Origin of the sequence: Niastella caeni, assembly GCF_004834005.1 — a bacterium.
Classification (GTDB): Bacteria; Bacteroidota; Bacteroidia; order Chitinophagales; family Chitinophagaceae; genus Niastella; species Niastella caeni.
The window spans coordinates 964,237-984,503 of the sequence record NZ_STFF01000001.1 but is presented as its reverse complement, the minus strand read 5'-3'; the positions used below and the strand labels follow the sequence as shown (position 1 = coordinate 984,503).

Annotated in this window: 16 protein-coding genes; 5 read left to right on the top strand and 11 right to left on the bottom strand. The window is 39.2% G+C overall.

Annotation, left to right across the window (positions count from 1 at the left end):
- The first annotated feature begins 82 nt into the window (after positions 1 to 82).
- Together FAM09_RS03720 and FAM09_RS31515 are read left to right on the top strand one after the other, a co-directional pair.
- Positions 83 to 787, top strand: coding sequence for a restriction endonuclease (locus FAM09_RS03720; protein ID WP_136575721.1), 705 nt, complete (start codon positions 83 to 85; stop codon positions 785 to 787).
- 268 nt (positions 788 to 1,055) lie between these two features.
- Positions 1,056 to 1,340 carry a helix-turn-helix domain-containing protein gene (locus FAM09_RS31515; protein WP_394347798.1) on the top strand — a complete coding sequence of 95 codons (285 nt, stop codon included), beginning with the start codon at positions 1,056 to 1,058 and terminating at the stop codon, positions 1,338 to 1,340.
- Between the two features lie 475 nt (positions 1,341 to 1,815).
- Here FAM09_RS31515 and FAM09_RS30870 read toward each other — a convergent pair whose 3' ends face one another.
- The 4 genes from FAM09_RS30870 to FAM09_RS03705 all read right to left on the bottom strand — a co-directional run bounded on the left by FAM09_RS30870 (position 1,816) and on the right by FAM09_RS03705 (position 7,836).
- Entirely contained in the window at positions 1,816 to 2,877 is a 1,062-nt protein-coding gene (locus tag FAM09_RS30870; protein ID WP_166437017.1) for a T9SS type A sorting domain-containing protein, read from the bottom strand.
- A 948-nt stretch (positions 2,878 to 3,825) separates the two neighbouring features.
- Positions 3,826 to 4,260 carry a heavy metal-binding domain-containing protein gene (locus FAM09_RS31195; protein ID WP_136575720.1) on the bottom strand — a complete coding sequence of 145 codons (435 nt, stop codon included), beginning with the start codon at positions 4,258 to 4,260 and terminating at the stop codon, positions 3,826 to 3,828.
- A 117-nt stretch (positions 4,261 to 4,377) separates the two neighbouring features.
- Positions 4,378 to 4,743 carry an HYC_CC_PP family protein gene (locus FAM09_RS31645; RefSeq protein WP_449406772.1) on the bottom strand — a complete coding sequence of 122 codons (366 nt, stop codon included), beginning with the start codon at positions 4,741 to 4,743 and terminating at the stop codon, positions 4,378 to 4,380.
- Positions 4,744 to 5,058: 315 nt separating this feature from the next.
- Positions 5,059 to 7,836 (bottom strand): hybrid sensor histidine kinase/response regulator transcription factor, encoded by a 2,778-nt coding sequence (locus tag FAM09_RS03705; protein ID WP_243751581.1) that lies wholly within the window; start codon positions 7,834 to 7,836, stop codon positions 5,059 to 5,061.
- Between the two features lie 461 nt (positions 7,837 to 8,297).
- Between FAM09_RS03705 and FAM09_RS03700 the strand changes: the two genes are divergently transcribed.
- The gene (locus tag FAM09_RS03700; RefSeq protein ID WP_136575719.1) at positions 8,298 to 8,891 is read left to right on the top strand and encodes an RteC domain-containing protein; all 594 of its coding nucleotides are present in this window, start codon (positions 8,298 to 8,300) and stop codon (positions 8,889 to 8,891) included.
- Between the two features lie 7 nt (positions 8,892 to 8,898).
- Here FAM09_RS03700 and FAM09_RS03695 read toward each other — a convergent pair whose 3' ends face one another.
- The 7 genes from FAM09_RS03695 to FAM09_RS03665 form a co-directional block, all read right to left on the bottom strand.
- Positions 8,899 to 9,120 (bottom strand): hypothetical protein, encoded by a 222-nt coding sequence (locus FAM09_RS03695; protein WP_136575718.1) that lies wholly within the window; start codon positions 9,118 to 9,120, stop codon positions 8,899 to 8,901.
- Between the two features lie 781 nt (positions 9,121 to 9,901).
- The gene (locus tag FAM09_RS03690) at positions 9,902 to 10,801 is read right to left on the bottom strand and encodes an IS3 family transposase (RefSeq protein ID WP_243751618.1); all 900 of its coding nucleotides are present in this window, start codon (positions 10,799 to 10,801) and stop codon (positions 9,902 to 9,904) included.
- A 41-nt stretch (positions 10,802 to 10,842) separates the two neighbouring features.
- Entirely contained in the window at positions 10,843 to 11,409 is a 567-nt protein-coding gene (locus FAM09_RS03685; protein ID WP_136575716.1) for a transposase, read from the bottom strand.
- Between the two features lie 96 nt (positions 11,410 to 11,505).
- Entirely contained in the window at positions 11,506 to 11,742 is a 237-nt protein-coding gene (locus FAM09_RS03680) for a WG repeat-containing protein (protein WP_136575715.1), read from the bottom strand.
- Positions 11,743 to 11,846: 104 nt separating this feature from the next.
- A complete protein-coding gene (locus FAM09_RS03675) occupies positions 11,847 to 13,946 on the bottom strand; it encodes a TlpA family protein disulfide reductase (protein ID WP_166437016.1) in 2,100 nt (699 codons plus the stop codon).
- Positions 13,947 to 14,208: 262 nt separating this feature from the next.
- Positions 14,209 to 15,924, bottom strand: a complete 1,716-nt coding sequence (locus FAM09_RS03670; protein WP_243751580.1) for an NPCBM/NEW2 domain-containing protein — start codon at positions 15,922 to 15,924, stop codon at positions 14,209 to 14,211.
- 215 nt (positions 15,925 to 16,139) lie between these two features.
- Positions 16,140 to 17,285 (bottom strand): glycosyltransferase family 2 protein, encoded by a 1,146-nt coding sequence (locus FAM09_RS03665; protein ID WP_136575712.1) that lies wholly within the window; start codon positions 17,283 to 17,285, stop codon positions 16,140 to 16,142.
- A gap of 951 nt (positions 17,286 to 18,236) precedes the next feature.
- On the opposite strand from FAM09_RS03665, the gene FAM09_RS03660 reads away from it, so the two are divergent.
- Both FAM09_RS03660 and FAM09_RS03655 read left to right on the top strand, forming a co-directional pair.
- Positions 18,237 to 18,485, top strand: a complete 249-nt coding sequence (locus FAM09_RS03660) for a helix-turn-helix domain-containing protein (protein ID WP_136575711.1) — start codon at positions 18,237 to 18,239, stop codon at positions 18,483 to 18,485.
- Positions 18,486 to 18,801: 316 nt separating this feature from the next.
- Positions 18,802 to 20,220, top strand: a complete 1,419-nt coding sequence (locus FAM09_RS03655) for an FAD-dependent oxidoreductase (RefSeq protein WP_136575710.1) — start codon at positions 18,802 to 18,804, stop codon at positions 20,218 to 20,220.
- Positions 20,221 to 20,267: the final 47 nt, after the last annotated feature.

Here is a 20,267-nt window from a genome sequence, read left to right as displayed (position 1 = left end):
ATCCCGTGGAGAATTTTTTGGTAAATCCGACATTAATTTCAGTCACGATGTATATACAGTATAAGAACTTCAACGTGCAATAATGAAAGAATGGCGAATTTTTGAAAGGCTTGTAGCTTTACTAACTTCCGATGAGTATTATGATTCATTTACAGTAATTCCTAATGCTCGCATCAAAGGTCATATTAGCCAGCGCAAAAGACAGATTGATGTTTTAGTCGATTATAGATATAATACAGATTTGAGTAAACGGATAATTATTGATGCTAAAAATAGAAGTCGACCCGTCGATATAAAAGAAGTTGAGGCATTTGAAGGTTTGATGAAGGATGTGGGCGCACAGAGGGGATTTATTGTATGTTCAAATGGCTATACGAAGGCGGCTGGGCGAAGGGCTCAGGATCATATAGGAATTAGATTAATCTCGCCGGAGCAGATAGAATATTTTGATCTCAATTCATGGGATAAATGCAGAAACCTAAGCTGTATCGATGGTTTGGTGCTTTGGGATGCGACGCCCGGAATTATTGTTGAGGGTACTGTTGTTGTGCAATCAACTGGCAAATGTGATGAATGTGGCAAATTCCATGTGTGGTGTTGGGGGTGCGGAAATAGAAATGCTTTGGGAAAGGAAGATGAATGGCAATGCGCTTGCAAAGGCCCTTGGTTTTGGCTTACATCCATAGAACCAGAAGGGCAGCAAAATGAAGAGCAGAGGGAAGGAAATTATTTAATACTAGTAATGGGAAATGGTACATACGAAATCATTGATAGAAGGCCTATGTAGCTTATCCGACCACGAAAAGCTTGGCAAGTCTTTACAATGTTATTGGCAGGAACGTTTATGAGAAATTAGTCGTACTGTACGCCCCTGCAGCCGTGGCGGCTAGCAATAGTGAGCGTTTGCTGACCGGCGTTTCCCGCGCAGAATCTATTTGATTGATTATTATTGCTATGTATAATTGACTGGCTTTATATATATTTTTGTACCTCGAACAGATTTTCTGGATAAATATTTAAGAGGAAGTGTACTAGTACTTCTTGCTGTATTTTTTATGAGACGTGAAATATTATTTGTGGGATATACTGAGGATGAAGCAAAAAGCTTCATTAAAAACATCGTTAAAGACTGCTTGAATGAATATAAACTACAAATGGGGAATGAAGAGCAACAGTTAACAATAAGACAAGCTTGTAAATATTTGAGTGTATCGGCGCCTACGTTGCGGAGATATGTACAACTCGGATATATCAGACGGCACGATTTAGGGAGTAAGAAAAAATATTTTTACTTGTCGGAATTGAAAGAAGATATCAAGTCGTTTTCAAACCTACAGTAGTTTGAAGTTCGTTAACAGAAAAATATTTCGATGTGAAGACTGCCACATTGTGAAGGCAGTCACAGGTGTCGTTTGTATATTGCGAACCTCTTATTATTCTATTTAGGCATTCTTAATAAATAGCCAGCTTATTTATCGGTAGTATCAGGAACATAAATTTGCTTTATGGAATGTCTCGTTAACTTAAAGCAAGAAACGAAAATATTGAGATAGGCATGGCCGTAAATTGTACCTCGTTTGTACCTCTTGGTAAGCAAATGTTTGAAAGTCAACGGAATGTAAATTCTGTATTGGGAAGTAGGGCCTTTCTTTTACTTTTCCTTGTTTTCATCAGCTTTCCTATGTTAATGCTTTTCAGTAAAAAACTGGCGCCACAGCTTCCTGTTGACATCAAGCGTGGCGCCAGAACTAAAGGTTTATCGTTCAACCAGGTGTTGGCCCAGTGAATGAATTATTTGAACAGGCAATAAAGAATTTATTTTACGACATTGATCTTTCCGGTTTGCACCCATACTTTGCTTTTTGTTTTTACAGTAGTTCGATAAAAATATAAACCTTTCTGAAGCGTTGATACATTGAATTCTTTGCTGTAATAACCCGCTCTGCTGTCTGCATTTACAAGCGTTGCAATTTCTTTGCCTAAAAGGTCATAAACCTTTATAACAACATGGCCATCAAATGGGAGTTCATAAAATATTCTGGTTGAATTTAATGCAGGGTTTGGAGATACCGATACCTGCAGTTTATCGGGCAGTACGCCATCAGTCTCTACAGTTTCCCTTCTTGTTTCACTCCCACTCTGTATAGAGGCTAAAGGGCAATGACCAAATACATCTCCATGACCGATATGGCTTTTTACAGCACTCTGGCTGACACAGATCTCATTTCCATTATGACAGATAAGGGCTTTATCGCCATTTTTGCCACATCCTTCGCATAGCTGGGTAACCTGAACGGTATAAGCTCCGCTGTTATCAATAGTAAATAGGTCATTTACACCGAACCTTAGCATAGCGGGACCAGTGGGCGCCGGCACTAACGTATTCATGTTTATAACAAAGGTGTAGGTATTGTCTGCCCTGAATGCGGGCACATAAGGCGGCGTTACAGCAGTACCAGCATCCACATCATAAACAATGTGCCGCGTCGCAGTATTGGGATTAACAGGCGCTTCAAAGACAGATGCTCCTGTGGTTATGACCAGGAGAGAGATATTGGGATCCTGCGTGGGATTTTCCGGAAGATTAAAATAGAACGCATCATTCAATGACGTACCGGACGCCTGGCCGGTTCCCGAAACCTTGATCAAAACCAAGCTCGAATAAAGATTCGTTGTGACACCACCAGCTGTGGTAGTGAAGGGCGCCACGACAGTCTCGGAAGGAGAACAGGCAATATAACTAACGCCCCCGATAACAAAGTTTTGTGCATGGCCCTGCTGTACGCTGCCTGTCATTAAAATAGCAAATAATGCGCATAAAATCTTGCCAAAGATCCTTTTGAAAGCTTTGTTCAGGAAGTAAAAATTACTTGTCATAACTATAACTTTTTAAGTGAATAATCCGGATCTGTCTAAAAAAGATGTTATGGCTGGATTGGTGGGAAACAGGAAGCTTTTATCAGGGGCAGAATCTTAATGAAACTGTTTGTGATTATACAAAGAACGGTTATTTCAGGAAAAAATAAAATGATTGCTATCATCACTAACACTAATATATATTACCAGGCGCTTTACAAAAGACCGGCTAATTCTATTCTTCCCTTATATCATGACTCTAATGTGAAAGGTGAACCAGTTATGGTTACAAACATCCTTAATAAATCTACCAAAGAATAATACTCACAATGCCTTTCGATACCACTTCGGCTGCCTTCATCTTTAAACCGTAAAATGCTGATGGCGCTCATTGATTAGGTTAGGCAAATAACCGTGCTTTGTAAAATTTATGTTTGGTATTAACTGATACCCCATACGCACTTTAATAAAGTATTTCAATAAGCCCCTCGCAACAAGCTGGAGTGAGACCTTAAATGTGATGAGATAGTTACTGGGTTCATTAAATGAAGTTATACGGAGCTTGCTGATGCTATACTTCCTTCTGTTATAGATATTTCCGCAACAACAGCGAACAAACAGCATTACGGAAGGTTGCACATCCGTAATGCTGTTCAATGCTTCCTTATGAAGCAGGTATTTGCCCGATTAGCCTGTACATAGATTACTATCCGCCGGGTTGGAATCCGCAAACAAACAATATACCAGGCGTGAATTTCTGAATCTCCGATTGCATGCAATTCCGGCCCAACGGACCTGGTCTCTTACACTAAGTACCAACCCTCGTGGGCAAACGCCATTCTAAAGAACTGAAATTTTTAGTCTGCCCATGCGGCTTCACCACGATTGTTTAATAATATTTTCGTAGTGAAGCCGCGAGTTGTGAACAGACTGCTTTATGGGTTTGGTACTGGATGCCACCGCCTGCTGTTATTTATTTTGTTTCTTTTCAACCAGGGCGTTACCACACTTTGGGCATTTACCATCTTTATCCAACGCTACTTGGGGATGCATGGGACACGTATAAACTTTTGCAACCTCAGCCTTCATTTGTTCCTTTGGAGACAGATTCAGTTTCCTCCCGCATTTGGGACATTTACCAGGATCATGTTTTTGAACATCCAGATGTACAGGACAGGCATAATTTTTTGTTATACCTGCTTTCATTTGTTCCTTTGTAGAGAGATTAAGTTCCATACCACATTTTGGACATTTCCCAGGCTTGTCACTAATGAAGTCTGGGTGCTTCTCACAGGTATAAAATGTTGCATGCTTTGTTGTATCTGTTTTGCCTGCTTTTGTTTGTGCAAAAACAACAGGAGAAGCGAATAGCAATGCCATTGTAAGTATTATTATATTTTTCATTTTAGTTTATTTAGAAATGGTTAATAATGGTCAGTATATGAAATAGGGCTGAGAATGAGTTCTATAGAAATATTTTAAATACCCATTCAGGTAATAATGAAGGCTATATAACGGGTATCAAATTCGAAGTACATGGAAGAATAGAAAAAGAGGCTCGGATTTACTTCGGGGAGTACCTTTGATATAGTATGCTACATCTTGGTCAGGTGAAAAAAAGAGATCAATATAATATAATGTAGTCGATTCATGTATCATTGGTGGAGCAATGATGCATTCATAGTTTTGTGCCACTCTATGGTTTTCATTCCTCTGGTAGCTAAAGTAGTCTTTGCAGCAACCCTTCATTTTCTTTGGATTGCAGGCACAGCCTTGGGGTTTATTAGAACCCAGGATTGAAATTTTTACCAGGTTCCCACAGCAATAATGATAATTAACAGTTACTCCAAATACGCTGCCAGCGTAAATCAGGAGAAGTAATATCACTTTGATTTTTTTCACATCCCAAAGCTATTTTAATGATATCTCAGCGTGAATGACTGGCATTATAGGTGGGTATGATTTTTATCATGTACTTTATAAGCAATATAAGAGCGCCTGGCAACTTTCCCTATACCGCTTTGGCTATTTGGTAGCATCAGGAACATATAATCGTTTTATGGGGATGACTTGCAGGTGTTAACGTAAAGCAGGAAACGAAAAATATTGAGATAGGCATGGCCGTGAATTGTACCTCTTGATAGGCAAATATTTGAAAGCCAAAGGAATGGAAATCGAAGTAGTTAAAGCAACCATCAAAATTTACTTCTCCCTGAATTCTTTCGGTGTTACCCCCACTTTTGTTTTAAAGACAGTTGAGAAATAAGCCGGAGAGGTGAACCCTGTTCTGGATGCTATCTCTGCAATAGTAAAGGATTCATTCTTTAAAAGGTATTTGGCCTTCTGCAATCTCGTATTCAAAATATAATCATTAACATTCATATTCAATAATGCCTTTACCTTCTTATACAACTGAACTCTTGAAATGCCCATGTTCTTACAAATGCTGTCTACGCTGAAATCTTCGTTCGACAAATTACTTTCTACCAAAGCTGTAAATTCACTAACAAACTTCCTGTCGGGTTTACTTATTGTTTGTGTATTTAAAGCAACAGGTGTTTCACCGGTAAAATGTTCTTTCAACCGCGCGCGGTTGGTCAACAGGCTTTTTATAGTTTGATCGAGAAATAGTGTGTTGAAAGGCTTTGTAACATAGGCGTCTGCCCAATTTTTCATGCCTTCAATTTGCTGCTCTATCGAAGTTTTGGCAGTTAATAAAACAACAGGGATATGCGAAGTACGGAAATCGGTTTTAATAATACGGGTTAGCGCCAGGCCATCTTTACCAGGGATCACCACATCGCAAATGATCAGGTCTGGAATATGATCGAAAGCCTGCTGCAAAGCCGTTTGGCCGTTATCTGCTTCCAGTATTTCGTATTGCGTATTTAATTTTTTTGCCAGAAATTGCCGAAGATCTGCATTGTCTTCGATGATCAAAACCGTATATTCTTTTTTTGTTTGGCTTGATTCTACTTCAGGCTTTACGGTTGGTTCGGTAGTAAGATCAGCAGTATATATCTTTTCATGTTCGTATCTGATTAAATTAATTGCCTCAGGCGATGAATTCACTCTTTCGTCTTTTGCAAGATGTTCACTGCCCAGCGGCAGGCGAATTTCGAATGTAGTACCTTTTAAATTTTCACTTGCTACAGTAATGGAACCTTTATGCAGTTCAATCAGATTTTTCGACAACGCCAAACCAAGCCCCGACCCTTTGTAGTTCTCATATTCACCCTGGTAAAATATATCAAATGCATGTTCAAGAGCATCTTTCGACATGCCCATCCCATTATCTTCAACTTTTATAACAGCATTGTTACTGTTTTCGTTTTTGCTGATATAAACATGTATATAGCCATTGTCCCTGGTAAACTTGAACGCATTGGAAAGCAAATTAAAAATAACCTTGTCCAGCATCGTTACATCCATCCAGATATTCAAATGTGGTTCTTTCGTGATCAACCTTAAATCAATATTTCTCTTTTGAGCAATGCTTTTATACGATTGAATTATGTCTGAAACGAAAACTATTAAATCGTTTTCAGATGCTTTTAATTTCATTTTATCCACCTCTATCTTTCTGAAATCCATTAGCTGGTTCACCAGTCGCAATAGTCGCATTACATTCTTTTGAATTAAACCAATGGTTTGGCTGGTGTTGTACTGGTTTTTGTTACTGGCCATCAGATCTTCCAGTGGTCCTAAGATCAGGGTTAAAGGCGTTCTGAATTCATGGGATATATTGGTAAAAAAGTTCACTTTTGCCTCGTTGGCAGCTTTTGCTTTTTCCGACATTTGAACCAATTGCGCCTGCTGTTCAAGAACTTCCTGGTTTTGTATCTGCAACTTTTTACTGATTTTGCGATATTGCTGCAGCGAGTAAAATGCCAGGCCTCCTAAAACAAGCGATAAAAAAAGCGATGAAACCAGTATGTATACAAATGTGCGCTGGTTGTTATAGATCCTTTTTTGTTCCTCCAGCCTGTTTTCCTGCCGCTCAATTTGTGATTGCTGACTGGCAGCTTTCGCAACCTGCAATTGCATAATGCGCACGTTGGTTGAATCGATGACCGTAGTTTGAATCAGATTTTCTCTGGGAAAATTTTCTTTATTAAGGATCTTTACGGCTGTACTGATAATTTCCTCTCCCCCTGTAGGGTTAAGCATGGTAGCAGTTATTGTTTTGTCGGAAACGAATTTCAAACCGGTGCTCGGCAAACCATCCACTCCAATGATGTACGGTTTAATGCCCACCATGTTTTTAAATACCTCGTAAGCAGCTTGCGCCATCATATCATTTTGGGCAAATACCAGGTCTACATCCGGATAACGGGCTGCTATTTTCGACAATTCAATTTTTGCCGTTTCGGGTAACCACTCGCCGTTTATCTGTTGTATCACCTGTAGCGAAGGATAGTTTTTGATAGCGTCGGCAAATCCGTTGTGTCGTTCTATGGCAGGCGACGATTTAGGCAACCCGGTAATTTCAATGATCTTTCCTTTGCCTTTGAGCAGATGCACAGCATACTGGCCGGCCGTTTTGCCAATTTCATAATTGTCGCTGCCTATATAAGCGGTGTAATGGGGCGTGGCTACTTTGCGGTCAACCACTATTACAGGGATACCTTTAAGAAAAGCCTGTTTAACCACGGGGGTCAATGGTTCGCCTTCGTTGGGAGAGATGATAAACAGATCAGGATCTTCCTTTAGCAACTCGTTCGCCTGCACTACCTGCTTCTGGCTGTTACCATCCGCTTGCCGGTAAAGGAAATTTATATTGGGATGAAAAGCCAGTTCGCGATTCATTTCCTGCAGCATGGTTTTTCGCCAGTCATCTGATTCTACACATTGCGAGAACGCGATTGTATAATACCTCTGCTTCTGTTCACTGGTACAAGCCCCGAAAAATACAAGCAAAACAATGGTCCATAAAACCAGGCGGGCTTTAACAAAGCTGCCCGGTTCGATTGATGACAAGCACTTCATAATTGGTCGTATTGTAATCATACCGGCACTATATGGAAAGCAAACAGATCATCCTCTTCTATTATAAATTTAAGAAGTCAAGATGGGATGTACAGTTTTTTGAGCAACTTATTGGGTACAATTTTGAAACAAATTTGAAAGACCACATTACAATTTCTAAATACTTTAAGCTGCGGGTAAAAACTTTAATTCTACTATTTATTGAACATTAATCTTTTATAAGAGCATAAGCTCTTTTTATTAATTAGAAATCATTTAGAACAGGATCAGAACATCCGAAGCCTTCAGCTAAAGTATTTTGCAGACGATTGCCTGTGGTATGAATAAGGAAAACTTGCTTCCGGGATGTTGACCGATATCATACTTTTTAATTGAAATCCGCCTTTGTGAATGATTTAATGCCAGGGTTTGTATTTACTTACCCTCTTTTTTAAATACTTAAGTAAAAATGTATGAAATACTCATCCCTATTAACAGAAAGCAGCCAGGTTTATAAATTAATTGAACAGCAAATTGAGAAAGGTACACTGGAAACCGACGAGGGAAAATGGATTGAGCGGGCGTTTGGGTTGGTTATGAAAACCTGGCTCAACATAGAGGAAATGGCCAGTAATAACCATTTTTTGGATCGGGAAGAAGAAATATACTTTTATAAAAACCTGAAGCCGGAATTTATCGGGCTGATTGAATATTTTACTCTTCTTTATAAATCTGTTGTATTTCAGCCAGATGATTCTATCGCATACTGGAAACATGAATTAAAGAATTGTAGGGAGTTGCTCTTCATATATCATTCAGGCTGCCAGTATTATGAGCAGGAATTGTCCAATACGGATATCTATTTTCTGGAACAAAACAATCAGCAACCATTACTTTTCGGACTCAACGTAAGCCGGAATAATTTTACTGATATTTCTTACAGCTATTTGCGCGGCAGGTTGATTGCTATGAAAAGATATGAAAAGTACATCCAGAGTAAATTGAATGAAACCACAGGTTCGTTGGAAAATGACCTGTATTTGGAACGCCAATCCTCGGCTAATTGAACAGGCATCACGGCTGTGTAATTTTACTGGCCGTAAAAGGAAGGACATTGCCAGACAAGGTTATATACTTCCAGTTCTTCCCGTCATAGCATAGCAAGGGAAAAACCAAATTAGCAACATTTCCGTATGGATTGATATCATTCGACTGGATGTCATCATAAACAGGCGGTATGATAAACGTCCCATCTTCCGCCTTCCCTGCCTGAGCGTTCAATGATAATATACTCATTAAGCCAGAGGGTCGGATTATCATCATATTTCGGGGGCGTGAGCTTCCGCGACGGGCGATTATACAAACCGTATTTATCATTTTTAAAAACAGAGAATAACCCGGTGCTTTGCCATCACCTTCCACCTCCATAATATTAGTGTAATATTACGGAAGCAGTCTATTACCGGCACGATCGAGTAGCATTCTTGTGCTGTCTCCATTCTCTGAATTAACCCTCGTTCATTAAGAATGATCAATGACGTATTATTTTGCATCGATTCCTGATTATTTTGTATCAATTCTTTTAAATAGATCATCAATAACCAACTATGGAGCATCAGTACGTAATATTGCGGCATAAGTATATAACTTGTGCATGTAAGTAATGACTTTACATGATTAATTAATTACTTATGCTCCATAGTTATGAACTTATTAGTAAATGTTGTAAAGGCTTTCCCATATTTAATTAAAGTTGCCCCAAAGTTTGAAAAGATGCTCCAAAGTTTAGTCAGGTTGGTCCAAAGTTAGCTATTGATGAGTCATAGTAAGTTACTAATGCGGCATAATACATTAGAGGTGTCTCGTCCTAAAATAGCTATACATGTGAAGAAAAAATCCTGAAGTAACTATACACAAGCAGTTGATAGTCCTGAAGAAGCTATACATAGGCAAGTGATAATCCTAAAGTTACTTTACAGGTTGAGTTTTCAAAAATAAGGGATTGGTTTTATTAATCCGCAAAAAGAGGCGGGGCCTGGCTTAAAAAGGGAGCCGCCCCGCCTCTTTTTACTGGTTACTACCTGTCATCAACAGGCTGCAAGTTCTGCATTACATTTTCAGACTGCAGATTGCTGTCAACTCGTTTTTTAGGGTATTGCTTCCATCTTTTGGTTAAAACACCTTGTTTCAGATGAGCATGGGCTGGAGTTAGCATATCGCAGCTACTATGAGGCCTATGCTCGTTATAGGCTGTTATGCTGCTTTTTACAAGCTCGCGGGTTTGTTCAAAACCAGAGGATGAACTGTAAAGATTAAACTCTGTTTTAAGAATTCCATTAACCCGTTCAGCCAGGGCGTTTTCATAAGGATCACCATTTTCTGTCATGCTGATAGCTATTTCATTTTCCTTTAGTATGCGCACATAATCAGCAGAACAATATTGTGAACCCCTGTCAGAATGATGGATAAGAGCCCGTTTGGCGTAAAGCCGGTTGGCAAGGGCCATTTCTAAGGCATCGATGCATCCCTGTGTGGACAGATCCATCCGTAGGCAATAACCCATAATCTTTCGGGAGTAAGCGTCTGTAATAAGGCTTAGATAGCCCCACTGATTACCCATGCGGATATAGGTAATGTCACTCACCCATAACTGTTCTGATCGTTCGCAACGAAAATCAATAGTAAGATTACTGTATTTGCGCATCCAGTGACGGGAATCAGTGGTGATTACTTTTCTTTTACGGCGCCGTATGAGTAGCTTGTGGCGTTGTAGTAAATCAAAAAGATAATCCCTGCCAATTTGAATTCCATGTTCTTGCAATAGCGGTGCAATATTGAGATGCAGCTTACGGGTTCCCAAGTTAGGTACTAGTTTCCTTTGTTGATGTATATAATACAGAATAATATCCTCCTGCAGACCTTGTTGGCTGGCACGCCACCCATAGTCATAGAAGGCATGACGGGTTTTGCCAAACAGTTGACATAACTTTCCTATTCCTGCTTTAGGAAAATCTTGTTTTAATCGTTGGACTGTTTGGCGCCAGGCTTTTTTCTGATATTGATTTTAAGCTGGTCTTCTGCTACATCAATGAGGGTATTGAGGGCTGCTATTTTTAGCTGCGCTTCTTCTAGAGCCCGTTGTAAGGCTTTGACATCTTGATTGTCATCTGTAGAACTATTCCTGGATGCTTTCTTTTTCTTCATTTCGCTGTCGTAAACAATGGCAAGATCGTCATTTTCCTGCTTTAATTGTTCAATCCAGTTTTTGATCGTTTGAGAGCATCCTATGCCATAGGTGCGTTGGGCTTCTTTAATACTCAAACTTCCACTCTCAACAGCACGTACAACAGATCTTTTAAACTGAATAGTCGCTGGCTTGTTAAGCCCATTGGATGTGAGCCCTAATTCATTTAGCTCCATCCATCTGCTTAAAGTTCTTGGCTTGACATTATACTGTTTACATGCCAATTGGTGGGGCATTCCCTTGTGAATTTCTTCTAAAACCTGGGATATGAATCGTTTGTCATAAAAGCCGGTGGCGCTATAACGCCCAATTAATTGTTGTTCCTTGTCGTTTTCTACCATACATTTTAAGTTTAAAGTGTATAGTTTTTTTAGGACGAGGCAAGGTGTGATAAAAATTTAGTTGACTACTTTGCCTGTAATGTTTACCAATTTTGCTCACACATTGACAACTTTTGCGCGGAATAAATAATGGGCTAGTACATAATCGGCGCTATGGCTGCATCCGCCACAAAGATCAAAGCCGTCATATTGAATAGGAATAACCACACTGTCGGTGCCTGAATTATAGATACCCCATTTACCGTTCTGACTTACGTCGAGGAAATTGCCATCCAGGTAACCTATATCGCTAAAGCGAAGGGGCGCTAACATTTTTCCTGTGGTATCGCACATGGTGATCTTTCCGTTCTTTCTTACCTTCCATGTATTGAAACTTCTTGTATCAATGGTGTCATATACTGGCTGAAGGATCCATTGTCCATCCTTTACGTTGCTGGTTACTTAAGCAGATCTTCAATTATTGATATAAGTGCTTCCTTGATCTGAGGGCGCAAAGCATTGCTGGAAACAAGTCTTCCTTCTTTATTAATGATCATGTATCGGGGATAACCGCTGAAATTATATCTTGCCCGCAACTTGGAAATTTCATCAGAATCCACAAAAAAATGTTGCCCGGAAAGGCCATACCTTTTTATGGAGCTTTGCCAATTACTTTTTTCAGAGTCTGCGCATAAATAAACAAAAGAAACTGGTTTTCCTTCAAAATGCTTTTGCAACTCCTTACTGTAAGGAAATTGTTCTATGCAGGGTCCACACCAGGTTGCCCAAATATCTATATATATTACCTTGCCTTTGTTTTCGCGGGCAATTTTATTGATTACGGTCTCCTTCTCACGTAACCAAGTGGATGAAACCATGTCCTCATATTTCTCTTCTTCCAATTGTCGTTTTGTTCGAAAAATCTCCCTGGCAATGATGGCATAAGTTCCAGAATCACTGCACATCATTTTTATCCTGTTTAAAATACCTTCATCAGGGTTTAGCCGGTTGTTTTCAATAAACCAGGTATACAGGTAATGACCTAATAAGTAATTTCTAAAAATACCTTTTGGGAACAAGGAGTCAATTCGGGAAAGACCATACAACAACTCCATTCCTGAATAATAATAATACCAGTAATCATTATTATCCAAAAATTTCATGAGATGGCCGTATTGTTGCATGAACTTTATTGCTTCCGCGGAATCCTTTGTCGAAAACCTGACCGAAAAACCACTCGTAGAAGCCCCAAAGGTTGGCCCAAACTCTTTTAAACTTTCAATGCTCTTTATCAGATCTTCGGTCAATGATTTATCATTTTTCTGAACATATTGCAATCCTTTTTTCAACGATGAATTGATAGTAATAAAACTGTCTATCTCTTTCCTGTTTGTGAGGTGTTCATTGACAGCCTTGTTTATCACTTCTCTTATAAAACCATCAAACTCAAATCCGGCCAAATGGGCATAATTATCATCTGCAGTAAATGAATAAACCAGGTTAAGATACCCTGCAGAAAGACTCACTTCTTTATCCGGCTTGTGCAGCCACCGGTATCGATATAGCGAATTGGCAAGATGATACTTATTTGTTTCTTTAATAGTTTGCCATAAAAGGTTGCTCATGGTGAATTGTGCGCGGTATGCTGCGACCAAAGAATCAGAGAATTGCTTTTTGGTAAGCTCATACTCTTTGTATGTATTTTGATCACTTTCCCGGATCATTTTAGCTTGCTCCTTATAATCATCCGGTCTTTTTACATACAATCTGTAGTCCCTGTATTCATTGTTAAATGCGCCTCTGGTTCCGGCTATCGCCATGTTGCAATTGATATTGCGTATTTCATCTGCTGACTTTGCATTTTGATATGGTAAAATATCTATATAAACGATGGCGGTGTCGCCCGGGCGCATGAATACATACTCAAACACTCCACCAAACTCAATAATTACCAAAGAAGAAGGGAATTGAAGTGGCAGGCGAAGATTGAATTGTCCGTTTTCATCAACCGTGGCATTCTGAACCGTCGTATTACCTAATATTAAATTACTCACCCTGAATTCCATAAGCTTCAAGCTGGTTAATTGCCGGTGGTCAACATAACCCTTTATAAAAGCGGTGTCTTTGATTTCTTTTGAGGGCGGTAGCACTTCTTCTGCAGCCATCCTGCGTCGCTTATTAGTTAGTAAAAGGGCCGTAGCATTGTGCGTGACTTTTATAGTACTATCGCTGTTAATGGTTACAGGCAATAGAAAGCTCTTCTTCCCTTTTTGTAGCAGGATTTGTAGATCATTCTCCTTTTTTGTAACCACTTTGTATTGCCAGAAATCATTTTTGAAATAAACGAGCTTGTCATAAAAGCCAATCACCCATACGTTGGTATTTGTTTGAAGAAACCAGTTTCCATCCAGCTTCAGCGAAAATGCTGCATACTGCTGCGACCGGGCAGTTATCACTATTGCACTGTCTCCATTTACAGAGAAAGTACTGTCGTTATAAGCCGTGATGAACCCGTCGTGGCAAACAGGAATGATAATAGCCCCGGTAGTGTCAATCAAACCGAATTTCCCGTTTTTCTCTACGCAGGCATAATTAGCCCGGGTTGTGGGGCTTTGGGAATATATAAAACCTGCCGAAAGGTATAAGTGTATTGTTAAATACAGGGTAACTAACCGAAAGGCTGAAAGGGATGCGGGCCGGATGAAGATTGTGCCAATTATGTACATGGTAACAAAGATAAGAGGCAGGTCTTTATCTTGTATTGGGTGGTTTGCTCTGGCTGAACAATACTCAAACACCACTATGCTTTAACAACATCTGTTATTTTTTCACGCTGGTAAGTCTGTATAAACCTGCACCATGTTTTCTTATGCTAACAGAAAATGTATCCTTAAACAACCCTAATTGCTTATCGGTCCATAAATCCTGGATGTTACATTGCTGCAAGCCCAACGTCGCCAGATCTATATCAATGATTGCTGAAGCGGGTGGCACCGGACCTGAAGGATTCTGCGTAAAGATCATAAACTTAATGGTAGCGCCGATGTTCTGATCGGCGGCTCCTTTATCAAGACCTGTCATGGCTGTAAATCGGGTTACTCCTTCAGGAAGGTTATATTCAATTATCGAATTGGCGTGTACCCCAAGGCCCGAAATGTATTTTTTGCCCTCGACTATTAAGTCGCCGCCTGATGTTGATTTGTTAACACCCGGCTTCCCCCATCCTGTAGTAGCCTTCTTCCAGGTAAGCGTAGTTAATGAAATGGAATCATTTCCCCTATATAATATGGGATTTATCCAGTCTCCATGGTCAGCTTCAATATTCTCTATCCCTGAAACGGCCAGAAACAGTTTTTTATCACCATTGATTTTTATATCGAGTGTTTGGGATTGCCGTTGCCTGTTGATTACGTTGCTTTTCCATATTGCTTTACTTTCCATCATTTCATCCAGGTCGTCAATGTTGAATACGGCCAAAAATTTATTACCATTGGCGGGGTCTTCCGCTATCCAGGCAGCCTGCTTTTCATTTCGGAAAAGCGGCCGGTTATTGACGCTTTTATTCAACACATACAATACGTTCTTGTTGGTAATTAGCGAATCTGTAAACGGATCATTATCCGGAAGGTTACCTCCAAACATCAATGGCGATTTAAATATGCTCCAAAGCGTCATCAATGTGTATTGTTCATCTTTGGTGAAATTGGTCATTCTTGGGTCCCCTATTTCAGCACGGATGCCTATTCGACCCAGTGGCAGTATGTCGCCATCAGGATATGCTCCGTATGAACGCCATTTGTTCCATAGCTCAAATATTTCAAAGTGTTCTTTTAATTTCGGCCATGTATCCCAGAAATCGTTTAAAGTGCGCCATGTATTGGCATGTTGCTGCACATGCGCTGCATAATTAAGCGGGGTTTCACCTGGTGAAGTGCTTAACACAATTTTGCGGCCTGTTTTCTCAATGGCCTTTCTGATCATTTCTACTTCGCCGGAAAAATAAACAGGCGCTGTTAGATCATCGACCTTAATTAAATCAACTCCCCAGGAAGCGTACAATTCAAAAATGGAATTATAATATTCCTGGGCGCCCGCTTTGTCGGGAACAATGGTGTACATATCATGCAGCCAACGGCATTGATCGTCTGGTGTATAAATGTCATTGGCGGTGAGTTGTGTACCTTTAATGGGAAGGTTTCGTTTTACTGCTTCTACCGGTATACCACGCATAATCTGAATACCAAACTTCAGCCCTTTTTTATGGAGATAATCAGCCAGCGGTTGAAATCCCCTGCCATCCGCCGCAGACGGAAACCTGTTTACAGCAGGCAGAAATCTGCCGTAGCAGTCGATTGAATATTCGGGATTTTTTTCGTTATATCCATGTGCTTTATCGTTCCCAACATACCACCGGATGTCTACCACGATATATTCCCATCCGAACGACTTTAAATGGGTGGCCATATAATCCGCATTGGCTTTTACTTCTGCTTCTGTAACGGTTGGACCATAGCAATCCCAACTGTCCCAGCCCATAGGAGGTGTTGGTGACCAACTGTGAAAATCATTTTTTTTGCCGGGCTGCGTACATGCGGTACATACAGTAATTGTTAAAAGAACAAACTTTAAAATTTTATTTGATACGGACCTTGTTGTCATAAAAAATACAGCCTTATTGAATAGCGTAGAAGCCGATCAGACTTCGGTGAATAGAAGTGATAAATTTAAACCCGTTTCTTACTCGTGTAACTTTACTGTTTTACTTTGAGATGCAGTATACTGGTGAAAAAACTGTTGAAGATTATTTGAATTCCCAGTAACAGGCAGGCAACAGCCGGAATAACAAAACGCAAAACGTGCAAAGGGTTAAGATTTCCAAATAAATGCCTGTTCCATATACTGAAACTATATACCGATAAAATAACTCCTGATAATAGAACAAATACTCCGGTACCTAAACCTTTTTCTAAGGAAAAGTATCTGTTGAATTTTTTAAGCCATTCATTGTTATTATCAAGTCCGGATTTTATGGCGAAGATCCTTGCTAAAAAGTAAAGTGTTACCAACTGAAAGCCTATCACTATTGTTATGGCAGAATAAAGCATGGTATGAATATCAAACTGCACAGCCCCGATTTTTACAGGTCCCTGAAAAAGCACTGCGGTAGTAAGCATGCCAATCATCATAAACACAAGACCGGGATATAAGAATAACCATTTTGGACTAAACAATAAGAGGAACCGTAAATGCCGCCAGCCGTCGCGCCATGTTCTTAAGTGGGAACGTTTAGATCTGCCATCGGGATATAGTTTTATGGGAACCTCCGAGATCTTTAAGTTATTTAATGAAGACTTTACGATCATTTCCGAAGCAAACTCCATCCCGGAAGAACATAATCCTATGTCTAAAATTGAGCTGCGATTAAACCCTCTTAACCCGCAATGAAAATCACCAATGCTTGTTTTAAAAAAAAGCCTGCCGATAAAAGATAATACTGGATTGCCGAGGTACTTGTGAAGAAAGGGCATGGCATTCTTTTCAATCCCACCCTTAAACCTGTTACCCATAACCAGGTCGTAGCCGTCGCGCAGCCTGTTAACAAAAGGAAGAATGTCAGTAAAGTCATAACTATCATCACTATCACCCATAATTACATATTTGCCTTTTGCCTGTTCAATGCCTGCACGTAAAGCTTTACCATAACCTTTTTCAACTACATGAATCACCCGTGCTCCCAGGCTTTTTGCTATTGTGGGCGAACAGTCAATGCTGCCATTGTCTGCAATCAAAATTTCACCATCTATTTTATTTGCTTTCAGTGCATGTTGTGCCTTCAATACACACGCTTTGATCGTTTCTTCTTCATTAAGGCATGGCATTAGAATGGTTAATTCCATAAAAATAACCTTGTTGTTTTTTCTAAATTGGGTTTAATTATCGTGCTGTTTTTATAACAGAAAGTTTCTTACGCATGCAGTTATGCTGCAATCACTATCTTATATCCTACGTTCACTTTGTTGGGTAAAAAGTTGCCTGTTCTTTTCATTAATGTGCAAAACGTTGCCTGCCCTGCACAGTGACAGGCGCAAATCTTATTCACGACTTCTTGTTACTTAAGTATTGTTGATTGTTTGAAAAGCTGAATTCAAAATTACTATCCAGCACTGCAAATAACTTGCAGCAGATAGAAGCGAGTTAATTTTATGAGCTTTTTATATTTATAATACTAACGTGCAGGTGAGATCATTTCTGACATTTTTATAATGGCAGCCTGATATGTTAGACAAAAGAATTTAAAGATCAATAATCCCCAAACACCCGAAATAAGATATTTTTTTGTGCTATGATAAATGCCTGCAATGCCCGCTGGAGCTTATTTTTATTGCCTGGTTGATAATTGAGGTTAATAAATGTATTAAATACCTTTAATTAGGTTAATTTAGGTATTATTTAAACGTGCAATTCACACTTATATCCAAAATCTACACGGTTTTACTTCAAATCTGCACACTTATCAAATTAACATCTTTAGTGTATTGTTTCTACTAAAACCTTTTTACCTTTAGATAGATTAATCGAATATCTTAACCCTTAATTAAACATTGCCATGTTGAAAATTGATTGGCTTCTGAAAGAAGCAACTAACCCACATCTGCTACTAAATCGAATCACATTGATCCATCAGGTGAGATCAAATTGGACCACGGTCAATATCACTTATGCCTTGTTGCTGAAGCAACCTCCTGCTCAAAACGGTTTATAACATAAATCATAAAAAGATTTAAGCATAAATGTTTCCTTACAAGGAATTATTGAATTATTAGTAATTCTAAACCTTATGGCTTCTTATGGCAAGACACCATTTTAACCGCCTTGAACATCTTGATTATTTAATTCGACTTAAGGCAACCGGCAACCCTGATAGCCTGGCAAAAAAATTACACCTATCAGTGCGAACTATCTTTGGCTATATTGATATATTGAAATCTCTCGGTGCACCCATAGCTTATAATAAAGAAAAAGAAACTTATTATTATACCGAGAGCGGTAGCTTTTACTTTAAGTTCAAAAAAGACAAAAGCGTAACTGAGAATTGATCATTCCCATTTGTCTTCTTATGTTAAGCTGTTCTAAAAATTATCGACTGATTCATCGCTGCAAATAAATTGCAGCAGTGGGGTGTAATTTTGGTTTTAAATGTAATGGAAACTTCCGATTGAAATTATGTGGTTCGTTTTTGCATGATTTTATAGTGGTTATTCTGCAATGAACCAGCTCTTGACAAAGAGCCAGGGCAGCTACACTATTACCATGAATTACTATTTTATTATATGCGATAACCGGTAATACTGCAAAGAGTGCGGTTGACAGTATTAAAACTTCAGGAAGCTGATTTTTTACCAAACCTAATATATGAGAGTTGCTGTTATAGGAGCAGGTGTAGCAGGTATAACAACTGCTTATTCACTTACTAAAAGAAATTGCCAGGTCGATGTCTTTGAAGCAGGCGGCAGGGTTGGAGGGATGGCAGCTACCATTACTTTATGGAATCAAAAGGTTGATATTGGCCCGCACCGGTTTTTTAGTAACGATAAACAAGTGAACGATCTTTGGTTAGAGGTGGTAGGCGATGATTATGAAATGGTAAACCGGCTTACCCGTATATACTATAACAATAATTTTTTTAAATACCCGCTCAGAATAGGCGATACGCTAAGGAATCTGGGTGTGCTTGAAGCCGGCAGATGCCTCTTTAGTTATTTAATTGAAAGATTCAATGCATCAAACCAGGATGGATCATTTGAAGCCTGGGTACAAAGCAAGTTTGGAAGAAGGTTGTTTTCCATCTTTTTTAAAACCTATTCAGAGAAGCTATGGGGTATACCATGCAGTGAACTTGATTCAGATTTCGCAGTCCAGCGGATCAAAAAATTATCCCTGTTTGAGGCCATAAAGAATGCAGTATTAAGAGGAAGAGGCAATAAACATAAGACACTGGTTGATCAATTCGCTTACCCATTGGGAGGCACGGGTATGGTTTACGAAAGAATGGCCAGGTTTGTAAAACAATCCGGAAATCACGTTTATTTAAATACACCGGTTTACAGAGTAGTAAATTATAACAGCCGGGTAATGGGAATTGAACTGGAAGACGGAACTTTTAAAGAATATGACCATGTGGTTTCTACCATGCCTTATACTTTAATGGTACAAACCTTAACCGAGGTTCCCGGGGAAATTACTGCACTTGCCCAAAAGCTTACATTTAGAAATACAGTAATTGTGTATTTGCTCATTAATCGTACTAACCTCTTTCCCGATAACTGGCTTTACATTCATTCATCCGAATTATTAATGGGCCGGGTGACTAATTTCAGTAATTGGGTACCACATATTAATAACAATGAGCAAAAAACCATTTTAGCCATTGAATACTGGTGTAACCATAATTCGGAACTATGGAATTATAAAGATCAGGATTTTATTAAGCTTGCTTCAACAGAGATGGCTAAAACCGGGCTTGTAGAACCTGCGTTGATCGAAGATGGTTATGTATATCGGATCAATAAGTGCTACCCGGTATATAATAAAGGGTATAAAAAAATAGTAAGCCCTATCAATAACTATGTTTCTTCAATAGAAAATCTTTCTGTTATAGGAAGGTACGGCTCTTTTAAATATAACAACCAGGACCACAGTATCCTTATGGGTTTAAAAGCTGCTGAAAATATTGTTGTAAAAACGAAACACAACCTGTTTGAGATTAATACTGATTACGAGAACTACCAGGAATCCTATGTTATCACAGAAACGGGTTTGCAAAAGCAATAATTCCCATTGTCGTTTAACAAGTGAGCCTGTGCACCTTCATTTGATAA